The 23,849-nt window shown below is 35.5% G+C and carries 21 protein-coding genes, 13 tRNA genes and 1 rRNA gene; 1 reads left to right on the top strand and 34 read right to left on the bottom strand.

What is annotated here, in order from left to right; translation table 11 throughout:
- Window positions 1-67 precede the first annotated feature (67 nt).
- From DFR79_RS14230 to DFR79_RS14145, 18 genes are all read right to left on the bottom strand, one after another.
- Entirely contained in the window at window positions 68-850 is a 783-nt protein-coding gene (locus DFR79_RS14230; protein ID WP_133516132.1) for an ABC transporter permease, read from the bottom strand.
- 54 nt (window positions 851-904) lie between these two features.
- Window positions 905-1,534 carry an ABC transporter ATP-binding protein gene (locus DFR79_RS14225; protein WP_133516131.1) on the bottom strand — a complete coding sequence of 210 codons (630 nt, stop codon included), beginning with the start codon at window positions 1,532-1,534 and terminating at the stop codon, window positions 905-907.
- Window positions 1,535-1,552: 18 nt separating this feature from the next.
- Complete coding sequence (locus DFR79_RS14220) at window positions 1,553-1,816, bottom strand: PadR family transcriptional regulator (protein WP_243727808.1); 264 nt, start codon at window positions 1,814-1,816, stop codon at window positions 1,553-1,555.
- 53 nt (window positions 1,817-1,869) lie between these two features.
- On the bottom strand, window positions 1,870-3,783 hold the full coding sequence (gene ftsH, locus DFR79_RS14215; protein ID WP_133516129.1) for an ATP-dependent zinc metalloprotease FtsH: 1,914 nt from the start codon (window positions 3,781-3,783) through the stop codon (window positions 1,870-1,872).
- Window positions 3,784-3,995: 212 nt separating this feature from the next.
- On the bottom strand, window positions 3,996-4,556 hold the full coding sequence (hpt, locus tag DFR79_RS14210; protein ID WP_133516128.1) for a hypoxanthine phosphoribosyltransferase: 561 nt from the start codon (window positions 4,554-4,556) through the stop codon (window positions 3,996-3,998).
- A 10-nt stretch (window positions 4,557-4,566) separates the two neighbouring features.
- Entirely contained in the window at window positions 4,567-5,961 is a 1,395-nt protein-coding gene (tilS, locus tag DFR79_RS14205; protein WP_133516127.1) for a tRNA lysidine(34) synthetase TilS, read from the bottom strand.
- Between the two features lie 65 nt (window positions 5,962-6,026).
- Complete coding sequence (locus tag DFR79_RS14200) at window positions 6,027-6,938, bottom strand: Ppx/GppA phosphatase family protein (RefSeq protein ID WP_133516126.1); 912 nt, start codon at window positions 6,936-6,938, stop codon at window positions 6,027-6,029.
- Window positions 6,919-7,464 carry a DUF501 domain-containing protein gene (locus DFR79_RS14195; RefSeq protein ID WP_133516125.1) on the bottom strand — a complete coding sequence of 182 codons (546 nt, stop codon included), beginning with the start codon at window positions 7,462-7,464 and terminating at the stop codon, window positions 6,919-6,921. The genes DFR79_RS14200 and DFR79_RS14195 overlap by 20 nt, the downstream gene beginning before the upstream one ends.
- Before the next feature lie 112 nt (window positions 7,465-7,576).
- Window positions 7,577-7,942 carry a S1 RNA-binding domain-containing protein gene (locus DFR79_RS14190; RefSeq protein ID WP_133516124.1) on the bottom strand — a complete coding sequence of 122 codons (366 nt, stop codon included), beginning with the start codon at window positions 7,940-7,942 and terminating at the stop codon, window positions 7,577-7,579.
- An 87-nt stretch (window positions 7,943-8,029) separates the two neighbouring features.
- Window positions 8,030-10,201: a Tex family protein gene (locus DFR79_RS14185; protein WP_133516123.1), complete on the bottom strand. Its 2,172-nt coding sequence runs from the start codon at window positions 10,199-10,201 to the stop codon at window positions 8,030-8,032.
- A 66-nt stretch (window positions 10,202-10,267) separates the two neighbouring features.
- Window positions 10,268-10,588: an FtsB family cell division protein gene (locus DFR79_RS14180; RefSeq protein ID WP_133516122.1), complete on the bottom strand. Its 321-nt coding sequence runs from the start codon at window positions 10,586-10,588 to the stop codon at window positions 10,268-10,270.
- Window positions 10,589-10,742: 154 nt separating this feature from the next.
- Complete coding sequence (locus DFR79_RS14175) at window positions 10,743-11,852, bottom strand: ABC transporter ATP-binding protein (RefSeq protein WP_133516121.1); 1,110 nt, start codon at window positions 11,850-11,852, stop codon at window positions 10,743-10,745.
- Between the two features lie 21 nt (window positions 11,853-11,873).
- Window positions 11,874-12,884, bottom strand: coding sequence for a LacI family DNA-binding transcriptional regulator (locus tag DFR79_RS14170; RefSeq protein ID WP_133516120.1), 1,011 nt, complete (start codon window positions 12,882-12,884; stop codon window positions 11,874-11,876).
- A gap of 141 nt (window positions 12,885-13,025) precedes the next feature.
- Window positions 13,026-13,676, bottom strand: a complete 651-nt coding sequence (gene pgmB, locus DFR79_RS14165) for a beta-phosphoglucomutase (RefSeq protein ID WP_133516119.1) — start codon at window positions 13,674-13,676, stop codon at window positions 13,026-13,028.
- Between the two features lie 53 nt (window positions 13,677-13,729).
- Window positions 13,730-14,305, bottom strand: a complete 576-nt coding sequence (locus tag DFR79_RS14160) for a 2'-5' RNA ligase family protein (RefSeq protein WP_133516118.1) — start codon at window positions 14,303-14,305, stop codon at window positions 13,730-13,732.
- Window positions 14,306-14,321: 16 nt separating this feature from the next.
- Window positions 14,322-15,581: an ABC transporter ATP-binding protein gene (locus tag DFR79_RS14155; RefSeq protein WP_133516117.1), complete on the bottom strand. Its 1,260-nt coding sequence runs from the start codon at window positions 15,579-15,581 to the stop codon at window positions 14,322-14,324.
- Between the two features lie 5 nt (window positions 15,582-15,586).
- Window positions 15,587-16,600 (bottom strand): FecCD family ABC transporter permease, encoded by a 1,014-nt coding sequence (locus tag DFR79_RS14150; protein ID WP_133516116.1) that lies wholly within the window; start codon window positions 16,598-16,600, stop codon window positions 15,587-15,589.
- A gap of 50 nt (window positions 16,601-16,650) precedes the next feature.
- Window positions 16,651-17,934 (bottom strand): DUF1015 domain-containing protein, encoded by a 1,284-nt coding sequence (locus DFR79_RS14145; protein WP_133516115.1) that lies wholly within the window; start codon window positions 17,932-17,934, stop codon window positions 16,651-16,653.
- Window positions 17,935-18,136: 202 nt separating this feature from the next.
- On the opposite strand from DFR79_RS14145, the gene serA reads away from it, so the two are divergent.
- A complete protein-coding gene (gene serA, locus DFR79_RS14140) occupies window positions 18,137-19,741 on the top strand; it encodes a phosphoglycerate dehydrogenase (RefSeq protein WP_133516114.1) in 1,605 nt (534 codons plus the stop codon).
- Window positions 19,742-19,807: 66 nt separating this feature from the next.
- On the opposite strand, the gene DFR79_RS14135 is transcribed toward serA, so the two are convergent.
- The 16 genes from DFR79_RS14135 to rrf form a co-directional block, all read right to left on the bottom strand.
- The gene (locus DFR79_RS14135) at window positions 19,808-20,968 is read right to left on the bottom strand and encodes an MFS transporter (protein ID WP_243727809.1); all 1,161 of its coding nucleotides are present in this window, start codon (window positions 20,966-20,968) and stop codon (window positions 19,808-19,810) included.
- A 54-nt stretch (window positions 20,969-21,022) separates the two neighbouring features.
- Window positions 21,023-22,093, bottom strand: a complete 1,071-nt coding sequence (locus tag DFR79_RS14130; protein ID WP_133516112.1) for a pyridoxal-phosphate-dependent aminotransferase family protein — start codon at window positions 22,091-22,093, stop codon at window positions 21,023-21,025.
- 198 nt (window positions 22,094-22,291) lie between these two features.
- Window positions 22,292-22,366: transfer RNA gene (locus tag DFR79_RS14125), tRNA-Gly, on the bottom strand.
- 8 nt (window positions 22,367-22,374) lie between these two features.
- A tRNA-Tyr gene (locus DFR79_RS14120) sits at window positions 22,375-22,459 on the bottom strand.
- A 112-nt stretch (window positions 22,460-22,571) separates the two neighbouring features.
- A tRNA-Ala gene (locus DFR79_RS14115) sits at window positions 22,572-22,647 on the bottom strand.
- A gap of 17 nt (window positions 22,648-22,664) precedes the next feature.
- Window positions 22,665-22,741: transfer RNA gene (locus DFR79_RS14110), tRNA-Thr, on the bottom strand.
- An 8-nt stretch (window positions 22,742-22,749) separates the two neighbouring features.
- Window positions 22,750-22,826 (bottom strand) — tRNA-Asp (locus DFR79_RS14105).
- A 73-nt stretch (window positions 22,827-22,899) separates the two neighbouring features.
- Window positions 22,900-22,975: transfer RNA gene (locus tag DFR79_RS14100), tRNA-Val, on the bottom strand.
- Between the two features lie 7 nt (window positions 22,976-22,982).
- Window positions 22,983-23,058: transfer RNA gene (locus DFR79_RS14095), tRNA-Glu, on the bottom strand.
- Window positions 23,059-23,068: 10 nt separating this feature from the next.
- Window positions 23,069-23,161, bottom strand: a tRNA-Ser gene (locus DFR79_RS14090).
- A gap of 92 nt (window positions 23,162-23,253) precedes the next feature.
- Window positions 23,254-23,330, bottom strand: a tRNA-Met gene (locus DFR79_RS14085).
- Window positions 23,331-23,338: 8 nt separating this feature from the next.
- A tRNA-Gly gene (locus tag DFR79_RS14080) sits at window positions 23,339-23,415 on the bottom strand.
- A gap of 57 nt (window positions 23,416-23,472) precedes the next feature.
- Window positions 23,473-23,549, bottom strand: a tRNA-Met gene (locus DFR79_RS14075).
- 7 nt (window positions 23,550-23,556) lie between these two features.
- Window positions 23,557-23,632 (bottom strand) — tRNA-Lys (locus DFR79_RS14070).
- 21 nt (window positions 23,633-23,653) lie between these two features.
- A tRNA-Gln gene (locus tag DFR79_RS14065) sits at window positions 23,654-23,728 on the bottom strand.
- A gap of 33 nt (window positions 23,729-23,761) precedes the next feature.
- Window positions 23,762-23,849 (bottom strand): 5S ribosomal RNA (rrf, locus tag DFR79_RS14060); the annotation flags it as partial.

Raw genomic sequence — 23,849 nt, 5'->3', positions numbered from 1 at the left:
TATAATATTTCAATGTTATTTAATTTATTCCTGCTTTGATATTTATTTCACTTAAAATTTTTGTCTTTTAAATTTTTAATTGTTTTCTGGAGTTAAAAAATGTTTTAGCTCCCCGATTTACCATAAAAAACACAGTCAAAGTAACACTTCCTAAAATACCCATCATAATTGCAATCTGATATTTGATAGCAATTATAGGAGAAGCTCCTGCCAGAATCTGACCGGTCATCATCCCTGGTAAAAATACAATTCCAATCCCCATCATCGAGTTAATTGTGGGCAGTACAGCATTATAAAAAGCTCTATTACTTATTTCTTTAGCTGCAGTTTCTGGTTCTGCTCCCAGCATTAGATAATTTTCAATTAAATCTTTATTATCTCTAAATCCATTTATTAAATGATTAACCCCCAGTGAAATACCGGTCATTGAATTTCCAATTAACATTCCAGAAAGTGGAATAAAATAGTCAGCTCTAAACCAGGGATCAAGACCAACTACGGCCAGCACAAAAAAGAAAATACTGATCGAAGTTCCCAAAAACATTGAAGCTGCAATAATACCTTTTAATTTCCTTGAAATCTCACCATCAACTCGACCATAGATATTATAAATTGCAAAGATTTCCATAATCAATAAAATTAGCAGACTATAATATGGATTCTGATTGGCAAAAATATATTCTAATATAAAACCAACTGCAACTAATTGAATGGTCATTCTAACTGAAGCCAGCAAAATTTCACCTTTATGACCTATTTCTTTCTGTTTAACAATAAAGAGTAAAACCAAAACAAAGATATAAGCAAACAGAAGTTGAATCAATTGAATATTAAGTATATCATTCTGCATATCCTCACTCCTTCCTTAAATTTATTTGTACTGATATTTCAATTATACTCCCTATTATTCAGCCACTATTTTACCTGCTTCAATATTAATTATTCGGTCAGCAAATTTTTCTGCAATATCTGGGCTGTGGGTCACCATAATTAACGTTCTATCATTTTTGCGTACATAATCAACTACCATTTTTATGATTTTTTCTTCTGTTTTTTTATCTAAAGATGATGAGGGTTCATCTAAGAGCAGCACTTCCGGTTCCAGCAGCATAACCCTTGCTAAAGCCAGCCGCTGTTTTTCTCCGCCCGATAAAATCTCTGCATCATCATTCAGATCCTGGGTTAATGAAACTTTATGTAAAAGTTCTTTATAACTTAAATTTTCCGAACTACCATTATCTGCAATTTCTTCGGTGATTTTAAAATTATCTTTAATACTCCCTTTAAAAATTTCTGGATCCTGGGGCAGCATCACAACTTCCCTCCTTAATGCAACCGGATCATAACTTTCAATATCCTGACCTTTATAAGTTATTTTTCCCCGGTCGGCTGTAATCATATTATTTAACAGCTTTAAAAAAGTTGTCTTTCCACCACCACTGCTGCCTAAAATTGCAGTAACCATATTTTTTTCAATTTTAATATCTCCAATCTTTAAAATATCCTTGAAGTTAACCTTTTCTAATTTGAACATAGTACCTCCCCCGCTGTGTTATTCCATAATTTCTTCAGATAATCCCCTGGTTTTTGTTTTAACTTCATTCAAAACTTCTTCCCCTTTGGCAGTAAGACTGTAATATTTTCTCACCTTACCTTCAATAGTTTTTTCTTCGCTAACTAAAATACCATCTTCCTCCATAGAGTGAAGAAATCGAATAATATTATAGCATTTCGATAATGAATTTTCAAGTTCAAAACTCATATACAAATACTGACATAATTCGACAAGTTCCCGGTAGGTGCACGGAGCACACATAAAAAAAGACCAGTCCCGCAGGACTGATCTCAGTATAATCATTAATCATAATTTTAACCATTCTGTGGTTCAGGCTTAAAAGTAGTAACTATACTACTTTCCTTTTTGTCCTGATCCCCATTAGAATCATCAGATTCTTCTATTCTATCTTTATCTGGATCTCCAGTAATTTCTTCGCCTCTCATCAGACGTTTAATCTGATCAGCATGTAAAGTTTCATATTCTTTCAGAGCCGAAACAATTTTTTCTACTGTTTCAGAATTATCTCTGAGTAATCTTTCCGCTTTACTGTAGCATTCTTCCACCATTTTACTGATCTCTTTATCAATTCGAGCAGCAACTTCCTCACTGTAATTTCTCTGACGAGAAATATCTCTACCCAGAAAGACCTGCTGATCATGTTTCTGTCCCAGGGTTAAGGGACCTAAATTTTCGCTCATCCCATATTCAGTTACCATTGCTCTGATAATTTTAGTTGCTCTCTCAATATCATTTTGAGCACCTGTACTAATATCATCAAGGAAAATTGCCTCTGCAGCTCTTCCTCCCATTAAACTGGTAACCTTATCCAACAGCTGTCCTTTAGTCATAAAGTTCTGGTCATCTGACGGAAGAGGAACCGTAAATCCACCGGCTCTACCCCGCGGTATAATTGTAACTTTATGAGTACGATCTGCATGTTCTAACAGTTCACCCAGCAGAGCATGTCCGGTTTCATGATAAGAGACAAGATTTTTTTCTTCTTCAGTAACTACTTTGCTTTTCCTGGCAGGTCCTGCAATAACTCGATCAATAGCATCATCAAATTCTTTCATGGCAATAATTTTCTTTGATCTTCTGGCAGCTAAAATAGCAGCTTCATTGGCCAGGTTTTCCATATCTGCACCGGTAAATCCAGGTGTTCTTTTAGCAAGAACCTCTAAATCAATATCATCTCCCAGGGGTTTATTTTTAACATGAATTTCCAAGATTTTTTGTCTTCCTAATCTATCTGGTTTATCAACCATTACCTGGCGGTCAAAACGTCCAGGTCTCAATAAAGCTGGGTCTAAAACATCTGGTCTATTGGTTGCAGCCATTAAAATAATACCTTCATTTGGTTCAAACCCATCCATCTCAACTAAAAGCTGATTTAATGTTTGTTCTCGCTCATCGTGACCGCCCCCAAGACCGGCACCACGCTGACGACCAACAGCATCAAGCTCATCAATAAAGATGATACAGGGTGCATTCTTTTTACCTTTTTCAAATAAATCTCTAACACGAGATGCACCAACACCAACGAACATTTCTACAAAATCAGAACCACTGATAAAGAAGAAGGGAACTCCAGCTTCTCCGGCAACGGCTTTTGCCATTAAGGTTTTACCAGTTCCTGGAGGACCGACCATTAAGACTCCTTTAGGAACTTCAGCACCTAACTCAGTAAATTTATCCGGTTTTTGCAGAAATTGAATTACTTCCTGCAGCTCTTCTTTTACCTCATCATAATTAGCAACATCATCAAAAGTAACTTTCACATCACTTTCGTTCAGTTTAGCTTTACTTTTACCAAATGACATCATCTTACTGCCGCCGCCCTGCATTTTCTGCATAATAAAAATCCAGGCAACAATTAAAATTACAACAGGTAAAATGTAACTTAAAATATTAATCCACCAGGGTGTTGTTGGCTGTGGTTTAGTATTGATATTTACATCTCCAGCCCGAAGTTCCTGCATCAACGAAGGAATCGCTTCCGGTGGAACTGGAACATTAAAACTTCTATTGTTAAATGTACCTGTCACTTTCCGATTACCAATAATAGTTACCTTATTAATATTATCAGCTTCAACCTCCTGCAGAAGATCTGTGTATGTAAAATCTTCCATAGTTGTTGGTCCCTGCTGCATAAAAAATTGAGCAACTAAAATTGATATAGCAATCAGAATTAAATAAAATCCTATATTTTTAACAAACTTATTCAAATTTATTTACCTCCCCTACGACTTAAATCATATACAGTAAAATATTATAACATAATATTTATATTTTGTAAATGAAATGCCTTTCTACTTCTATATATTTTTTATCCAAAAAGTTCAAATTAAAGTATCAGCTAAATTATATTATAACCTATTAATATTAAATTTCAATTAAAATATACAGAAATATAAATATTTTTAAGCCGCTGAGTATTTTATATATATAATTTTTCTTTTAAAACACCTATAAATGAAAGATTCCTGTATTTTTCTGCAAAATCAAGGCCATAACCGACAACAAATTCATCCGGGATTTCAAAACCATTAAAATCAGCATCTAACTCTTTTTGTACCCTTCTATCCGGTTTATCCAGTAAAGTAACAATTTTAATACTTTTTGGATCACGGGTTTCGAGCATATCTACAACATGCTTTAGAGTGCGTCCAGTATCAATAATATCTTCTACAATCAGAAGATGTCTTCCCTCTATATTTTCTTCCATATCCTTAATAATTCTGACAACCCCGGAAGACTCGGTAGATGCTCCATAACTTGAAACATCCATGAAATCAAAAACCACTGGTAAATCAATTTCTCTTGCCAGATCAGCCATAAACAAAACTGCTCCCCGTAAAATACAGAGCATTACAATATCATCATCATCACCATAACTATCTGTAATTTCTTTACCCAATTCTGTAATCCGCTGCTGTAATTCCTCTTCATCAATAACTATTTCTTTGATATCATCTGCAAAAACAGTGTTTTTTCCCATAGTGATCCTCCTAATTATATTTTAATTCTAAAATTAAAATCTTATCTGTTTCTTGAGTAATCTTATAGTCATCAGAAATCTTATAGGGAGCAAGCCAGACAATATTATCCTCTGCATCAACAGCAAGCAGCAGCTGACTGCGTTCATATTTAGGGATTTTTTTATCGATTAAAATATCCTTAACCTTTTTATTCCCTTTCATACCCAGGGGTCTGAACTTATCTCCATCTTTTCTGTTTCTGATAAATAATGGTAATTGAAGTTTATCATAATCAAATGCAGCCTGTTGAGGATTATCAGAAAAAGAAAAATCAGCCCTATCAACAATTTCCGTTTTTAAACTGCGATCTTTGTCAACTTTAATTTCTTTTCCCAGTTCAATTTTAATCTTATTTATTAATCCTGCAGTCAATTCGTCTTTTTTGAGAAAGACTAAATTGGAATAACTTATCTCAACTCTGATTCCGGAAGCAATATCTACTCCCCGTCCGGTTTTTGTATCACTAATCAATTTTTCTATTTCGAAAATATGATCAAGATATAAATCATCCAGATTGTCATTTAAACGATCATAAATTAACCTGTATATTCTACGCTGTAGAACCTGATCAATGTTTTTAAACTGATTAAGATCAATAATTATCTGGTCATAACTTTCCTGCTTTACTATTTTTTTATATTTCTTTAAGGCTAACTGCTGTAGAAATTCGTTTTCTGCAGCCAGCAGTTTACTACTGCGGGCAATTACATCTCTGACATTATCATTTATTTTAGCTTCCACAATTGGAAAAATTTCATTTCGAATTATATTTCTGCTGTAAATGTTTTTCTGATTACTGCTGTCAAAACGGGGCTCTAAATTATTTTCAGCACAGTAGTTTAAGATTTCTCTTTTGCTGAAATTTAACATAGGGTGAATAACTTTAATCCCCTTAAATTCTGCTGCAGCCTGGATCCCACTTAAGCCCTGAAGACCAGCCCCTCTAAATAAATTCAGCAAAACGGTCTCCGCCTGGTCATCTCTATGATGGGCAAGTGCCAATAAATCGAAATTATTAGTTAACATTATTTCTTTAAAAAAATTAAATCTTTCTTCGCGAGCAGCTGCTTCAGCAGATAAATCATTTTCCCTGATTATCGCCGGTAAATTAACCTGCTTTGAAAAAAAATCAATATTTCTATTTTTAGTAAAGTTTTCTACAAACTCTGCTTCTGATTTAGAAGCTGCTCTAAACATATGATCCACATGGGCAGCAGCTATTTTCAGATTCAATTCCTGCCTTAATTTATAAAAAAGATCGAGCATTGCCAGTGAGTCAGGCCCTCCCGATACTGCCAGCAATAATTTTTGACAGTCAGCAAGCAGTTTGTTCTTAATTATAAAATTTCTAAATTCAACTTTCATTAGCAAAGCCTCCATAAAATAGCTCTGTTCTAATATTTCTAGATCCACAGATATAAACCTGCACCTTAATTATCTTGAACAGCCAACTCCTCTTTTAAAAGCCCATAGAGTAGATCATGATCACTTACATACAGTTCTTTACTGCCTATATAATCTAAAATGATTTTTAAAATAATTAAACCAGCAATTATAATATCTGCTCTTTTAGGCTGTAGCCCCTGTACTTTTTGCCGCTGTTCTAAATTAACTTCACTTAAATCACTGATGATTTTTTCCAGTTCCAATTTTTCTATTTTCAGATTTTCTATTTTACTGCTGTCATAATCTTCCAGAGCAAGTTTGACTGCTGCCAGGGTTGTTATAGTACCACCAACACCTTTAACTTTAAACTCCTGCTTTAAATTTAACTTAGCTGCTAATATCTCTTCAACATATTTACTGATTTTATTTCGTGTTTCAACTTCCAATTCAGCTTCAGGACTGGCGACAAATTTTTCTGTCATTCTAACACAACCAAGATCAAGACTTTCAAATTTAATCTGATCATGTTCCGGCCAGATAAATTCGGTACTCCCTCCACCGATATCAATCAATAAAAAATCTGCATCTAAATTAGAGACTGCACCTAAATAATTTAACTCTGCTTCTTTTTTACCACTTATTATTTCAAGCTCAAAACCCAGTTCTTTGAGTTTAGAATTCAACAAATCAGAATTATCAACATCTCTGAGAGCACTTGTTCCAATAACTCGAGTTTTTTTGACCTGATATTCTTCTATAATGGCCTTATATTTTTTTAAAGCTTGAACAACACGGTCAACAGCAGTCTCTTTTAACTTCCGGTTCTGGTCTACACCTTCACCCAATCTGGTAATTTCCAATCTTCTGGCTAAAATATCAAAAGACTGCTCAAAAATTTTTTCCCCAATTAAAAGACGGCAGGAATTAGTGCCAATATCAATTGCAGCTGCTTTCAAATTGATCAACCCTTTCTTTACAAATCTTACAGCTTTCCGGCCAGTCAATTTTTTTAAACACAATTTTCCCAACTGGATTCGACTGTTCTACTAAAAAATCAGCAAGATGGGTATGTAAACATTTAATTCCTTCTTTATCTCTAATCCCTCCAACTCCTGATTCAATTAAAGTTATATATAAATCCTCAGAAATATTTTTAGCCTGCTGCAGCTGTTCAGATGATAATATGTTTTTTCTGCTGGCAGCATATTTTTGATGTGCTGCTTCCATCATTTTTTTAAATTCCTGATCAGATTTTAATCTCTCACCAAGTTCAGAAATCAAATCGCTTTCTGCCTCCAGTCGATCAACCTCATAGTTTAAATAAGGGCAGCTGAGCCAGTAAATAGTTGGAGCCGGAATATTATTAATAAATGGATTAACCTTAATAACTGCCGGATATCCAAATGGGCAGTAGACTTCAGTTTCCATAAAATTTTTTATTTTTCTATCTAACTGCAGCTCCACAATTTTACGATCATTCATAATTACTACTCCTATAAATTATTGATTATAAATTTCTATATAAAAAAAGAGAAAACACCCCTTAAACGAATTAAAGGATGTTTAAAAAGTCAATAAAAAAATGGTGAATTATTTAATTGGAACTTCCTCCATTTTTTGCATCTCTGCTTTTTAGATCTTGCTGACGTTCACTGCTCTGCTTCAAGAAACGGTCCATTTTTTCTTCAAAGGACATCTCTGGAGCATGATCAATGCGGTCATCTGGATCCTCTAATTGTTTGATGGAAAGACCAATTTTTCCGTCATCATCGACATTAATAACTTTAACCTTAACTTCGTCTCCTTCTTTAAGGAAATTACTAATATCTTTTACATAAGTGTTAGCAACCTCAGAAATATGAACCAGGCCAGTCTCTCCACTTTCCAATTCAACAAAAGCACCAAAATTTGTTATCCCTGTAACTTCTCCTACAACTATACTTCCAACTTCAATGGACATGCTTAAAAAATTCCTCCCTAGATACTAATATTGTTACTATTATAACTCAATTAGAGCAGAGCTGTCAAATTTATCAGCAAAAATTTTCTAAAATTTTAAGGTTAAAGAAATTCTACCGCGCTTTTGGTCAACATCCAGTACTTTTACCTCTATATTCTGACCAATTTCGACAATTTGAAATGGGTCACTGACATACATCTGACTCATCTCGGAAATATGAAGCAGCCCATCCTGTTTTAAACCAATATCAACAAAAGCACCAAAATCTACTATATTCCGTACCTTACCCATAAAAACCATTCCTGGTTCAATGTCTTCTATCTTTAATATATCTTTTCTAAAAATTGGAGCCGGCATCGAATCACGCGGATCTCTCCCCGGCTGCTTTAGAGAAGCAACTATATCTTTAGCAGTTGGTAAACCAATTTCTAAATCTGCAGCTGTTTTTACTAAATCAATCTCATTTAACTTTTCTCTAATCTGGTCTAGCTTTGCTTTATCTCTGATATCTGCAGCCAGATAATCAATATTTTCTAATATCTTTTCTGCTGCCTGATAAGACTCCGGATGAATTGGAGTCACGGCAAAGGGATCCTGCCTGGAATCCAGACGAATAAATCCTGCAGCCTGCTCATAAGTTTTTGGCCCAAAACCATAAACAGCAAGCAGTTCTTCTCTCTTTTTAAATTTTCCATTCTCACTTCGGTGTTTAATAATTTTTCCCGCATTATTAGAACTTATTCCCGCCACATAGGTTAAAAGTGCAGCAGAAGCTGTATTGATCTCTACCCCAACATGGTTAACTGCATCGACAACAACTTCATTTAAAGCTTTTTCCAGGCGTTTTTGGGAGATATCATGCTGATACATTCCGACTCCAAGAGATTTAGGATCTATTTTTACCAGTTCAGCAAGTGGATCCTGAATTCTACGCCCAATAGAAATTGCTCCCCTGATCGAAACATCTAAATCCGGAAATTCCTTGCGTGCCAACTTAGAAGCTGAATAAACAGAAGCTCCAGCCTCACTAACAATAGTATATTCTACATCCATTCCAGCTTTTATCAATTCTGCAACAAAACTTTCTGTTTCTCTACTTGCAGTACCATTACCGATTACAATTAAGTCAATATTATGATTTTGAACTAGTTTGGCAAGAGTTGAGGCAGCTTCCTGCTGCTTATTCACCGGTGGATGAGGATAAATAGCTTCTGTCTCCAGAAGTTCACCATCTTCAGCCAGGGCTGCCAGTTTACAACCTGTTCTAAAAGCCGGATCAACAGCAAGTACTCTTTTGTCTTCTAAAGGTGGCTGCATCAGTAAAGATCTTAAATTTGTTGAAAAATTATTAACTGCTTTAGCCTCTGCTTTTTCAGTTAAATGATTGCGTACTTCCCTCTCCAGGGAGGGGAAAATCAGCCGTTTATAAGCATAATCTACAGCATTAACAAGATGCCCAAAACTACCGCTTTTTCTGTTATCAAAATCATAAAAATTATAAATCATTTCTACTGCACGCTGATCATCAACTTCTGCTTTAACACGGAGAACTTCTTCGTTTTCTCCCCTATTTAAAGCCAAAATCCTGTGGGGTGGAATTTTATTAATTGACTCCTTAAATTCATAATAATCCTGATATTTACCTTCTTCATCTTCATTTTTTTGTTCAGAAATAATTTTAGCAGCTTTAAAAACATAATCTCTTAGCTTTTTACGCAGATCAGGATCATCAGAGATATCACCTGCAATAATATCTTCAGCTCCACTTAAAACATCATCTATACTCTGCAGTTTTTTTTCGGGATCAAGATAATCCCGGGCCAGCTCGTTAATTTCAGCCTCAGATTTTTGCTGAGCTAAAATCAAATCTGCTAAAGGTTTTAAACCCTTTTCAACTGCCTTAGCAGCTTTTGTCTGCTTTTTAACCTTAAAGGGGCGATATAAATCTTCAACTTCCTGTAAAGTATCTGCCTTTTTAAGCTTTATCAGGACTTCTTCATTTAATTTATCCTGTTTATCGGCTGCTGCAGCTACTTCGTTTTTACGCTCATTTAGTCTGCGTAAATAATCAACTTTTTCTTCAATATTCCTTATTTCTTCTTCATCCAGACTGCCGGTCATTTCTTTTCGATAACGGGCAATAAAAGGTACTGTATTGCCTGAGTCTAAAAGTTCCACCGCGGCCTTAATGTTATTCTTTTTTAAATTTAATTCTGATGCTGCTAAATTAAATAAATCTGATTTAATATATTCTGACATCAAAAAACTCCTTTGCTTAAAGTTAAATTATTTATATTTTAACTGACGTAATTTCAGCTGTATCCTCTACTCTGACTTATCAGAATTTGATTTTTTCTCTTTCGCAACTGGAATAAACATTTTTTCTCCCGGTTTTACCAGCCCCAATTTTTCTCTGGCAACCTCTTCTATATATTCATTACTATGACTATTTTCTAACTGTGTTTTTAATTTTTCGTTTTCTGCTTCAGCCTGAGCAATTTTATTTTTGACTTTTTCAATTTGATTTTCCAGCTGATTCATCCTGGTCATATTTTGATAAAAATTAAAAGCAGCAACAACTGCAATAACTACTACAATTGTGATTACCACCGGATTTAATAGAAAATCCTTTCTCTGTCGAGGCATTCTTAATTCCTCCTCATCAAATAATAGTGACTACAATTGTAATTATACTTTAAATCTAGCAATTAATCAAAAAAGCAGCCGAATTTCACCTCGACTGCTTGTTGATTTCTATTTAATTTAAAATATTAAATCTCAATTAATATTCAACCTTTAATTAAAATACACACTCTTCTGTTTCTGCATCAAAGATATGGATTTTTCTGAGGTCAACACCAAGTGAAATTGTATCTCCAACTTGAGCAGTACTTTCAGCCTCAACTCGAGCAATTAAAGAATGTCCTTCTTCTGCTAAGTAGAGATAGATCTCAGAACCCATTGGTTCTACAACATCTACATCAGCTTTAAAAGAGTTATCTTCTTTAACTTCAAAATCATGAGTAATATTGGTATCTACAATATCTTCGGGTCTGACACCAAAGACTACATCTTTGTCCTCATAATCTTTAATATAATCCTCTTTGTCTTCAGGAACTCGAATTCTAAAGGTTCCACCACCTTCAATATAATAAGTACCTCCATCTTTTTCAATCTTGGCATCCATAAAGTTCATAGCTGGAGAACCAATAAAACCAGCAACAAACATATTGTTAGGCTTATTATATAGAGATAATGGATCATCTACCTGCTGGATAACACCATCTTTAAGCACCACAATTCTATCTCCCATGGTCATCGCTTCAGTCTGATCATGTGTTACATAAATCATGGTTGTCTGTAATTCATCATGCAGTTTAGATAACTCAGTTCTCATCTGAACTCTTAATTTAGCATCAAGGTTAGAGAGTGGCTCATCCATTAAGAATACCTGAGGTTCACGTACAATTGCACGACCCAAAGCAACACGCTGTCTCTGACCACCGGATAATTGTTTAGGCTTTCTTTCCAATAACTGCTCAATACCTAAGATATCTGCAGCTTCCTGAACTCTTCTTTCGATTTCATCTTTAGGGAACTTACGTAATTTAAGTCCAAATGCCATATTATCATATACATTCATATGGGGATATAGAGCATAGTTCTGGAAAACCATCGCAATATCTCTATCTTTAGGCGCTACATCATTAACTACATTCTCTCCAATTTTTAAAGTACCCTCACTAATTTCTTCCAGACCGGCAATCATTCTTAAAGTTGTTGATTTACCACAACCAGAAGGTCCTACCAGAACAATAAATTCCTTATCTCTAATCTCTAAACTCTGATCCTTTACCGCCACTAAATCACCAAAACGCTTATAAATATGTTCTAAAGTTACACTTGCCATTAAAAAAGCCTCCTCTTAATTTTAGTTGTATTTTGATATTGATGACTCCCTGATAATTAATTCGGGAGTTAAAACCTTAATTTGTTGACTATCCATTTCTTCCTTAATCAATTTTAATAAAAACTCTAAAGAATATTGACCCAGCTTCTCCACCGGCTCACTTAAAACTGTCAGCGGTGGATCAATAACTGAGGTTAAGTTATTATCACCATAACCTACTACTGCAAAGTCATCAGGAATAAAATATCCTCCCATTTTAATAGCCTCAACCAGTCCAATTGTGGTCAGCTCTCTGGTAGAAATAAAGGCATCTGGTATTACATCTCCTTCAATGATTTCCAGAAAAACATCATAGCCAGCCTGTCTGTCAGCTGCAGTAGAAAAAATTAAATCATCATTAAGTTCCAGTCCTGCATCACTCAATGCCTTTTTATAACCGCTGATTTTTTCTTCTTCAATCAAATCATCTTTATCTCCACAGACAAGAGCTATTTTTTTGAAACCCTGTTTCCCAAGATGTTCTACAGCCCTATAAATACCCTGACTGTAATCGGTTAAAACTGAGGTGAAAAAATTTTCCTCTGCCAGGCGGTTAACCAGCACAATCGCATTTTCCTGACTAAAACTTGCTCTCAAAAGATGACTGCCCACTAATTTACCACCAATGAAAATTGCTCCATCAACCTGATTTGATTCTAAAAGAGAAAGATAGGACTTTTCTTTTTCTTCCTGATTATTAGTATTGCAGAGTATTATTTGATAACCCTGTTTTTCAGCAGCTTTTTCAATACTTTTTACAATTTCGATATTACCCGGACTGTCCATTTCTGCCATAATCACTGCAAGCATATTAGTTTTTTTGGCTGCCAGTCCTCTTGCAAGTTGATTTGGGCGATAATTATTTTCCTTTGCAATTTTCAAAATCTTTAATTTTGTCTCCCTACCTACTCCAGGCTTATCATTTAAAGCCCGGGAAACAGTGGACTCTGCTACATCAGCCATACGAGCAATATCTTTAAGGGTTATCTGCATCTTTTCGCCTCCAATTCAAGCAAATGCGGAATTTACGCAAGCGCTTGCGAAACTTTGAAGAAAAAAAGAGTCTGTAATAATTAACTCTTATTACTATTATTCGTCACAGACTCTTAAATTCCTTCTTTTTATTTAAATTTTTTATAATTTTTTTATAATCTCATCAAAATCAATAGAGTCAACATCTGCATAAACCAGATGTGCTTTACCAACTCTTCCTTCCGGCCCAACTCCTACAGCCTTCATATTAGCAGCCAGAGCAGCTTCCACACCGGACTCCGCATCCTCTAACACTACACATTCCTCTGGCTCCAGCTCAAGGTTCTTAGCTGCATGCAGAAATAAATCGGGAGCAGGTTTAGCATGTTTTACACTATTTCCATCTGCAATCGTATCAAAAATATCTGTAATTTGCAAGTTTTTTAAAACTTTTCTGGCATTTCTGCTGGAAGATCCAACAGCAAGCTTATAGCCCTCTGCTTTTAATTTATTTAATTTTGCTTCCATATCATCCAGGATATCAGATTTGCTTATTTCTTCTAAATAGACCTGATAGTATTTATTTTTTCGATCTGTCCACTCTTTTTTTTGCTCATCCGGGACATCCTTACCATCTAAAATAATATCCATGGACTCCATTCGGGAAACTCCACGCAGCTGTTCATTTACTTCGCGATCGAAATCCAGATCCTCCTCATCAGCCAGTTTCTGCCAGCTTTTATAGTGATATTCTGCAGTATCTGTTATTACACCATCAAGATCAAAAATAAAACCTTTAATTTCTTTTGCCATAATAATCACTCCCAATTACATTTTTCTATCTCCAATTTAATGAAAATTAAATTCTAATTCAAAATAAAACTAGCAATCACCTTTTCTCCCGGATCAAGAGTTGGCCTCCAAATTTCCATCTTTTCTGCTGCTGCAGATAAAGGGCGGGACATTCCTTCCATAAATAAACAGATTTCTGTTAGTTCATCCACAGGTATCGGGTTTTCAGCAAAAATATTACTGATAATTGTAATATGAAACATCCACTCCTCATGATTTTCTATTGTTGAGATTCCTTCAGCTGCCAGACTCTGATGAACAGCCTCAGAAAATTTCTGTAGAGATTCTGTTTCATTGACCTCAAGCACCAGCTGATGCTGATCAGAAAATTTAATGCAGCTAAAACGATCAACCTCAATCTCAATTTTACCAAATTCTTTTACTTTTTCTGCCAGAATTTCTCTGGCACGCTCAGCCTTCTTTTTTTCTATTCTATCAATTGTAATATGAAGCTGCGGATATATCTGATCTGGATAAAGATTATAGTGCTCCGAAACTATTTTTTGAACCTGGGAAGCAGTTTCTACCAATTCTTTTCCAGGAATTAAAACTATAAAAAACTCATTTTCTAAATCTGCAGCTTTTATCATAATTACCTCTCCATCTCTAATTTTCCAATTTTTTTATTTTTGAAATCAAGTTAGCTTTTTCTTCCAATAAATATATATTTTCAGCTTCCTCTAATAATTTATTCCAGATCTTTTCTGCTTTTCCTTTAATATAATCTCTTTTTTTTATATCAAAATTTGAAAATAAAATTTTTGCCTTCTCTGGATAATCAAGTAATACTTTTAAATTTGCAAGATTTCCATGGCCAAAAGGGAGATCACTTAATATTATTAAATCTGCTCTTTCAATAAGTTTTTTGTTTTTTTTAATTTCTGCTTCCGAAATATCAATAAATGGAGGTGCTTCCACTATTTCAATTCCAAGTTCCTTTGCAGCCTGCCAGTCCGCATCTCCAATATTTAAAACCCCAATACTCAGCTGATAGCCCAAATTTTCCAGCTTATAGAGCCAGTTTTTGGCTGTTCCACCACCAGCAATAATATGGATTTTAAAATCTTTTTGTCTGCTCTTTTTAATCCTGTTTACCTCAGGTATTAATGTTACAAATGGTTTCTCAGAAAGCGGATTTCTTTTAATCAAAACTTCCGCATTATAGACTGCCTTTATATTTTGTTCGGTCAATACTTCTGCTGCCGTTCCAGCAGCAAATATCCTGCCATCTTTAAGCAGTAGTAATTCCTCACAATACTGAGCCGTTAAATTGAGGTCATGTGAGACCGTGATAATAGTTAAGTTAAATTTCTGATTTAAATAATTTAAAAGATCATAGATTTCACCCTGATAATTAATATCCAGACTGGAAGTTGGTTCATCCAGGAGTAAAATATCCGGCCTTTGAGCCAGGGCTCTGGCTATTATGACCCGCTGTTTTTCTCCTCCGGACAGCTCTTTTATCAATTTTCTTTTCAATTTTAAAGTATCTGTAACTTCCATTACCTCTTTTGCAATTTCTTTATCTTCCTGACTGACTCCGGACCATCTTTTTTGATAGGGATGTCTACCCATCATTATAATATCATAGACATTAAAATTAAAGTTTACTTCCGTATTCTGGGGTACAACAGCCATCTTTTTTGCCAGTTCTAAATGATTGTAGTCATTTAAGAGCTTATGGTCAAGATATACTGCACCACTATCTGATTTTAAACTTTTACTCATGTTTTTTAAAAGAGTCGACTTTCCGGAAGCATTGGGTCCAATAATTCCAATAAACGAACCAGTCTTAATTTCGAGATCAATTCCCTTCAGAACTTTTTGCTGGCCATAGCTGAATTTAATTTTATCTGTTTTTAACATAATTTTCACCAAATATTTTTAGATTTATTGCGCAGTAAGTAAATAAAATACGGACCTCCTGCCAGAGCGGTTATGATCCCTACCGGCAGTTCCATCGGTGCCATAATAGTCCTGGCTGCAGTATCAGCAATCAGCAGAAAGGAGGCTCCAAATAGAGCCGCCAGGGGTATAAGTCGCCTGTGATCCGGCCCAATAATCAGCCGGGCAATATGGGGCACAACCAGACCAATAAAACCAATACTTCCACTGACAGAAACTACAGCAGCAGTCATTAGGGAAGCAGCTCCCAATAAAATAATTTTAGTTCTTTCTACATTTAAACCGAGGTGAGCAGCACTTTCTTCTCCCAGCAGCAAAATATTTAAGTCTTTTAAGTAAAATACTATAACTGCCAGAGCGGTTAAGAAATAAGGTGTTATCATCCTCACATCATCCCAGTCAGCACCGGCCAGACTTCCCATCAGCCAGTAAACAAGCTGCTGCAAATTTTCCGTTCTCAGCACCATTAAAAATGACATCAGTGAATTTAAAATAAAACTCATTGCAACTCCAGCCAGCAGAAAAGTTAAAACTGGCAACTTATTCCCAACTCGGGCCAGCTGATAAACGGTAAAAACAGTCGCTACAGCTCCCAGAAAAGCAAAAGCCGGTAGTGAACTGAAATTAAAAATGGCTATTTCTATACCTAAAAATAGAGCCAGCATTACTCCAGTACCGGCACCGGCCGAGATACCAATGATATAAGGGTCAACCATAGGATTTCGGATAATAGCCTGAAAAACTGAACCCGCTACAGCCAGCCCGGCTCCAACCATAAAAGCCAAAATAATTCTCGGCAGTCGAATTTCGCCAATGATTATTGCTGTTGAAGCCGAAACAGCACTCCTATTCAGGAGATAGGCTGTAATATCAGCTGGATTAATCTGACTCGAACCGATAAACAATGCCAGAAAGATGAGTAAAATTGAAAATGATACTGCCGCCAGATAAATAAATATATTTTTTTTATTTTCTCCCATAATTATCAGTCTCCAGTGCCCTTAACCATTCAATAAAATTATCTAAGCTGTTATTTTTTGATAGAAAGCTTATTAATAACCAGGCCGGTTAAAAGCTTTGGATAAAAATCTGTAGATTTTTGCGGCATTTTTTCGCCCTGATCGGCAATTTCTTTTACTTCCTTAACCGAAGTCGGATTTAAAATAAAAGCTGCCTGATATTTGCCAGTTTTTAATTTTTCTAAAGCTTGATCTCTATATCTAATATAATCAAGATTGCTTTTAGCAGCCAGTGCCTCTTTATCGATGCCCAGATATTTATCCAGTAAAATATTATGAAGAATACTGACATCTAATTCTTTATATTCTTTAGAAAAATCTCCCTCAACCTCAGCTAAAACTTCTTTATTACTAAATTCAAAAATATAATATTTTTCAGCTGCCTCTGCTTTAAAACCAAATACTTTTTTATCCTGATTCTGATCTAAATAGTCATACATTTCTTCTTTCTGCTTAAACTCTTTAATCCTAAAATCCTCGCCTACTTTTTCTAAAAATGAATTAAGTTCAAAGTCTTCTATTCCATAAACTAATCTGTGAGTTGGCAGAACTTTTAAACCAGGATCATCCATATTGACAAAAGTCATCAAACGGTGATTAAAGCTTTCAACTCCATCAGCTTCCCAGCCCTTTTCTTTACACTCATGCTGGTAATTTAAAGCAGTCTGGTAGCGGTGATGTCCATCAGCAATATATAAGTTTTTAGATTTCATCTTTTTCTGGACTTCTTTTATAATTTCGGAATCTTTTATCTGCCAGATTTTATGTAAGTTTTGATCTTCATCTCTCACCTCAAATAATGCTTCCTTTTTCATAACCTGAGCCAGTAAACTATTAATCTCATTTTTTTGATCAGAATAGAGCATAAAAATATGACCGAAATTTGCTTCAGTGGCTCTAATTAAATTTAGACGGTCTGCTTTTGGACCCTCCATAGTATTCTCATGAGCCTTAACACCTTCTCCAGCTTCTAATTCACCCAGACCAACAAAACCTCTGCGCACAAACTTTTCTCCATCAACTTCATATTCCTGAGTATAGAGATAAAATCCTGCTTCCTGATCCTGAATTAATATCTGTTCCTTAATCCATTTTTCTAAATTCTCAGCAGCACTCTGATATCGATTCTCTTCCTTTCCTAAAATTAAACGAACAATATTATAAGGACTCTGCTCATAATATTTTTTCTGCATTTCATTATCGATCTTGTCATATGGTTGTGTTACTACCTTCTCTAAGTCCTCAACCTGCTTCTGGTTATATCTATAACCATGAAATGGAAATACCTGCGCCATACTTATCACTCCTTTTGTTCATTATATATTTTTATTAGGAGTACAGCAAGCTTAAGCCGGATATTATAATTTTTTGAATATAAAAAATATATAATTTATTATATTTTATCAGCTTCAGCAGGATTAAATGCTTGCTTTATCAATCACAATTAGATATAATTATAAAAAATTAGTAGCAAGAAGAGAGAAGGAGTGGTAATAAGTGTATAAGGTGTTAGTTAGTGACAATATTGCTCAAAAAGGTATTGACATTTTAGAAGCAGCAGGAATGGAAGTTGATTTTAAACCAGAGCAGAGTCGAGAAGAATTTTTAGATACTATTGCCGAGTATGATGGAATAATTGTTCGAAGTATGACACTTCTGGACAGTGAAGCTTTAGAAAAAGCAAAAAAATTAAAGGTAATAGGTAGAGCAGGTACAGGTTATGATAATATTGACTTAGATGAGGCTACTAAACACGGTATCTTTGTTTTTAACACCCCAACTGGAAATACAATTTCTGCAGTTGAACACACACTGGGAATGATGCTTTCGCTTTCCCGTAATATTCCTCAGGCAAATCAGGCATTACACAATGATATCTGGGATAGAAAAAAATATATGGGAGTTGAAGTTAAGGGTAAAACTTTAGCTATTATTGGGCTTGGTCGCATAGGCAGCAGAGTTGCCAAAAGAGCTCAAAGTTTTGGCATGAAGGTAATTGCCAATGATCCCTATTTATCTCCCCAAAAAGCTGAAAAAATAAATGTGCCTTTACTACCATTTAAAGAGGTACTGGAACAGGCAGATTATGTAACCCTACATACTCCTCTAACTGATGAAACCTATCATATTTTAAGCCATAAAGAATTTGCAATTATGAAAAGCAGTGCTCGTGTAATTAACTGTGCAAGAGGTCAGAATGTAGATACAGGAGCCCTGGCAGAAGCTCTCGAAAAAAATAAAATTGCAGGTGCAGCAATTGATGTTCACGAAGAAGAACCTGTAAAAACAAATAATAATCCATTACTTAAATATGAAGATAGAGTTATTATGACCTGCCACCTGGGTGGTACAACAACAGAAGCTATGGACAATGTTTCTATTACTGCAGCAGAAGAAGTAGTTTCAGTATTAGAAAGTAATTTACCAGAATCTCCGCTTAATATTCCAGCAATGGATCCCCAGGAATTTAATCAGGCTAAGCCATATATTAATCTGGTCACAAAATTGGGTAATTTTATGGCAAAATGGAAGGGCCACGAACGTATCGAAGCTGTAGAAGTGGAATACGGCGGCGAAGTTAATCAATTTAGCCATAAACCAATGACTTTAAGTTTAGTAAAATCTATTTTAGAACCAATATTAGATGATCGTATTAATCTGGTTAATGCGATGCATGTTGCACAGGAAAGAGGTATTTCTCTTAAAGAAAGTCAAATTCAAAATGAGGGTGAATTAAAGAATATAATTAAAATAAATCTTAAAACTGAAGCTGGACAGTACAGTCTTGCCGGGACCTATTTACCTATCGGTTTTAGATTAATTGAAATTAACGGACTGCGAATTGACCTTGATCTTTCCGGAGAATTTATTATTGTCAGTTATCAGGATAAACCTGGAGTTATCGGTAAAATCGGTTCAACTTTAGGAGAAGAAAACATTAATATTGCAAATATGCAGGTAGGACGCCAGGAAGTTGGTGGAGCTGCAATTATGATGATGCAGATTGATTCTAAACCATCTCAAGCAATCATGAATAGAATTAAAGAACATCTGGATGAACTAAATACTCAGGTTAAAGATTTGAGTTATTTAGAAATATAAATGAATAATTTATTAAAGCAGCCATAAAATTCTGGCTGCTTTTTTTAATGAATATTTATCTGAAAACTATTTAGCAAAATCATATTCTAGTTCTCTACTTAAAAAATACAGAAAAACAATTATCATTAAAATAAAAAAACTTATACTGGCAAAACCAGTAAAAACACCAAAAAGATCATTTATTTTTCCAATTAACCAGTTTGAAACCATATTAATGGCAGAAGCAGAAGTTATTATAAATCCCATGTAGGAACTAACACCACTTTTAAATTCATTCATTATCACAGCCATAATAGTTGGAAACATGATAGAAATAAAAAAACCTGCCGCCGAAAAGAATAACGCACCATAATCCGCCTTAACCAAAAGTCCAATAATAAATAACATTAAAGTGGCCGCAGCAAAATAAATTAATATCTTTATATATCCTATATGTTCTGTAAAATAACCACCAACTAACCTGCCAACAGTAAAGACAATAAAAAACAAAGACAAATATGTAGAGGCAGAAGCTGTAGCGAAAGCTCTTTCTACATGCAAAAAATTAACCAACCAGCTGCCAATTGCAATTTCGGCCACCACAGCTGACCCTAAAACTGCTGCAAAAAGCCACACTTTTTTCTGCTTAATAATTTTTTTGACAGCAATATTATCTTTCCTATTATTTTCGATTTCCAGAGGAAATTTTGTTGAAAATAGAAATAACAATAAAGCAGTAATTAAAACTAAAGCTGTTAAATATATTTGATGCCACTCAAAACCTAAAGATAGAAGCCAGCCGGCGTAGCGGGGCCCAATAGATGCTCCAACTCCAAAGAAAAGATGAAGCATATTCATCATCATCCCGGATTTTTCCACAAAAATTTTTGCTCCTAAAGAATTGGCTCCAATTTCTACTGAACCCAATCCAATTCCTAAAAAAGCCATCAAAATTATTAGATACAAAAATGAGTTAATATAGCCCATTGCAAAAATACTAAAGGCAGCTGTCAGAAAACCAAAAGCTATTACTTTCTTTAAACCAAAATGACTGGCTGCTATTCCTCCCAAAAATGTTGCTGACATAAAACCAAAAGTAGCAGCCATCAGCATAACTCCAATTTGAGAATAGTTAACTGTAAAAAAATCTCTAATGGGAGGAATTAAAGTTCCCCTCATATTATTAATAAATCCCAGCATAACCATCATCATAAAAGCCAGAAAAACTAGTTTTCTATGTCTTTTCATCAATTATCATACCTTCCAATCTCCCAGACAGCAGCAAAAGTAATGGCTATTTTTTTATAAATCTAAAATAGTCTCAATAGTTGCCGTCAAACCTTTAATATCAGCTAAAGTTAGATCTCCCATATGTCCAATTCTAAATGCATTATTTTTTAAGTCACCATATCCATTGGCAATTCTAATATTATATTTATCTACCAGCTGATTAATTAAATATTCAACATCAATACCTCTATTATTTTCAATACAGGTAACAGTATTTGACCAGTATCCTTCTTCAGCATAAATATCAAAATGTTTTAAGGCCCAATTCTGAACAAATTCAGCCATTTCCTGATGTCTGGCAAATCTATTTTCTATACCCTCTTGCTTGACAATATCATCTAACTGTTTTTGCAAAGCAAAAATCTGTGGTATTGCAGGAGTAGTCCTGGTCTGTGAGCGCAGATGATATTTATGTAAAAGAGGTAAATTGAAATAATAGCTTTTAGTTTCTACTTCTTCTGCTCTTTTTAATAATTTTTGACTTACTGAAGCTACAGTTAATCCAGCAGGTAAAGCAAAAGCTTTTTGAACTCCAGCCAGGCACATATCAATTCCCCACTCATCTACTTTAATTTTAGTTCCAGCCATTCCCGAGACTGCATCAACTAAAAATAAAACATCATCAAACTTTTTAACTACTTCACCAATTTCTTTGATTGGATTCATTAAACCCGTAGATGTCTCATTTAAAACTACAGTAATTGCATCATAATCTCCAGTCTTAAGTCTTTTTTCAACTAAATCCGGAGTGACAGGCTGATCCCAGGAAATATCAACTTTATCACAGGGAACCCCATTTTTTTTAGTGATTGTGTGCCAGCGATCAGAAAAAGCACCATTAACAAAATTTAAGCACCTTTTTTTAACACCATTAGTCACTGCTGCTTCCATGGCACCTGTAGAAGAAGATGAGAATAATAAAACTGGATTATTCGTATAAAGTAATTTTTGTAAATTATTCTGAATATCATCATAAATTCTTGAAAATTCTTCCGTCCGATGATGAATCTGTGCCGTTGATAACTGCTGCAATAGTTCGGTTCTTACTTCTGTTGGACCCGGAGTAAATAATTTTTCATGCATTTTTAAACACCTCATAAATTATATTTTCAGCCACAGGCTGAATTACTCAATTCTAGCTCCTTATATATAATTCTAAATTACTACAATTATCTATTATTATAGCAGTAATGATCCAATTAATAAAGTTAAAACAAATTATTTGAATATTGAAACTTATATAAAAATAAAAAAAGCACCCACAAGGTGCAAAATTTAAAATGGAGCGGGAAACGAGATTTGAACTCGCGACCCTCACGTTGGCAACGTGATGCTCTACCACTGAGCTATTCCCGCATATTTAATGGTGGAGGGGAAAGGATTTGAACCTTTGTAGGCATCGCCGGCAGATTTACAGTCTGCTCCCTTTAACCACTCGGGCACCCCTCCAGATAAAATGTAGGAAGTAAGAAGTAGGAATCAGGAAATCTCTTAATTATAATCCTATTCTCCTTCTCAAAATTATTAAATTATATTTTCTCCATCCAAAAAGAAAATACTTTGGTGGAGATAAGGGGACTCGAACCCCTGGCCTCTACACTGCCAGTGTAGCGCTCTCCCAGCTGAGCTATATCCCCATGGCTGGTTATTCTAATGGAGCCGATGACCGGAGTTGAACCGGTGACCTCTTCCTTACCATGGAAGCGCTGCTACCAACTGAGCTACATCGGCATAAAAAATGGCGGAGGAGACGGGATTTGAACCCGCGATCTCCGGCTTGACAGGCCGGCGCGTTAAACCGCTACGCTACACCTCCGTATTTGGATGTAGGAAGTAAGATGTCGAGAAAGGAATCTCTTCCAATCTAACAATATACTTCATTATTTAAATGGTGGGCGAAACAGGGCTCGAACCTGTGACCCCCTGCTTGTAAGGCAGGTGCTCTCCCAACTGAGCTATTCGCCCGCAAAAATGGTACCCTCAAGGGGATTCGAACCCCTGCCGCCAGGATGAAAACCTGGTGTCCTAGACCCCTAGACGATGAGGGCATAAATTAAATGGCGGAGAGAGAGGGATTCGAACCCTCGCCAGGGTAAATACCCTGCTACAGGTTTAGCAAACCCGCCCCTTCAGCCACTTGGGTACCTCTCCAGATTGGAGGTTTGAAGTTAGAAATTAGAAGTTAGAATAACTTCTAACTAAAAATTTCTTCTTTAACCTCTAAATAAAACATAAAAGTTTTATGGTGGGTCTAAGAGGACTTGAACCTCTGACACTGTGGGTATGAACCACATGCTCTAGCCAACTGAGCTATAGACCCATGATATATGGAGCGGGAAACGAGACTCGAACTCGCGACCCTCAGCTTGGAAGGCTGATGCTCTAGCCAACTGAGCTACTCCCGCATCTTACCATGTAATTTTTGCCTGATATATATATAATATTAATTTTTAAATTTAAAATGGTTGCGGGGACCGGATTCGAACCGATGGCCTCCAGGTTATGAGCCTGACGAGCTACCAGACTGCTCTACCCCGCGCTATTAATGGTGAGCCATGGAGGATTCGAACCTCCGACAACCTGATTAAAAGTCAGGTGCTCTGCCAACTGAGCTAATGGCCCAAAATAATGATGATAATTTAATGGCTGGGGCGGTAGGATTCGAACCTACGCGTCCTGAGACCAAAACCCAGTGCCTTACCGCTTGGCTACACCCCAACATTACAAAAATCATCAAAGTTTGGAAAAAAGGACCGGCAGTGACCTACTCTCCCACATCGTTACCAATGCAGTACCATAGGCGCTGGAGGACTTAACTTTTGTGTTCGAGATGGGAACA

The sequence above is a fragment of the Halanaerobium saccharolyticum genome (assembly GCF_004362045.1).
Taxonomy (GTDB): domain Bacteria; phylum Bacillota; class Halanaerobiia; order Halanaerobiales; family Halanaerobiaceae; genus Halanaerobium; species Halanaerobium saccharolyticum_C.
Note: the sequence above shows the minus strand (reverse complement) of the source record. Positions and strands in the feature narration are given on the sequence as shown.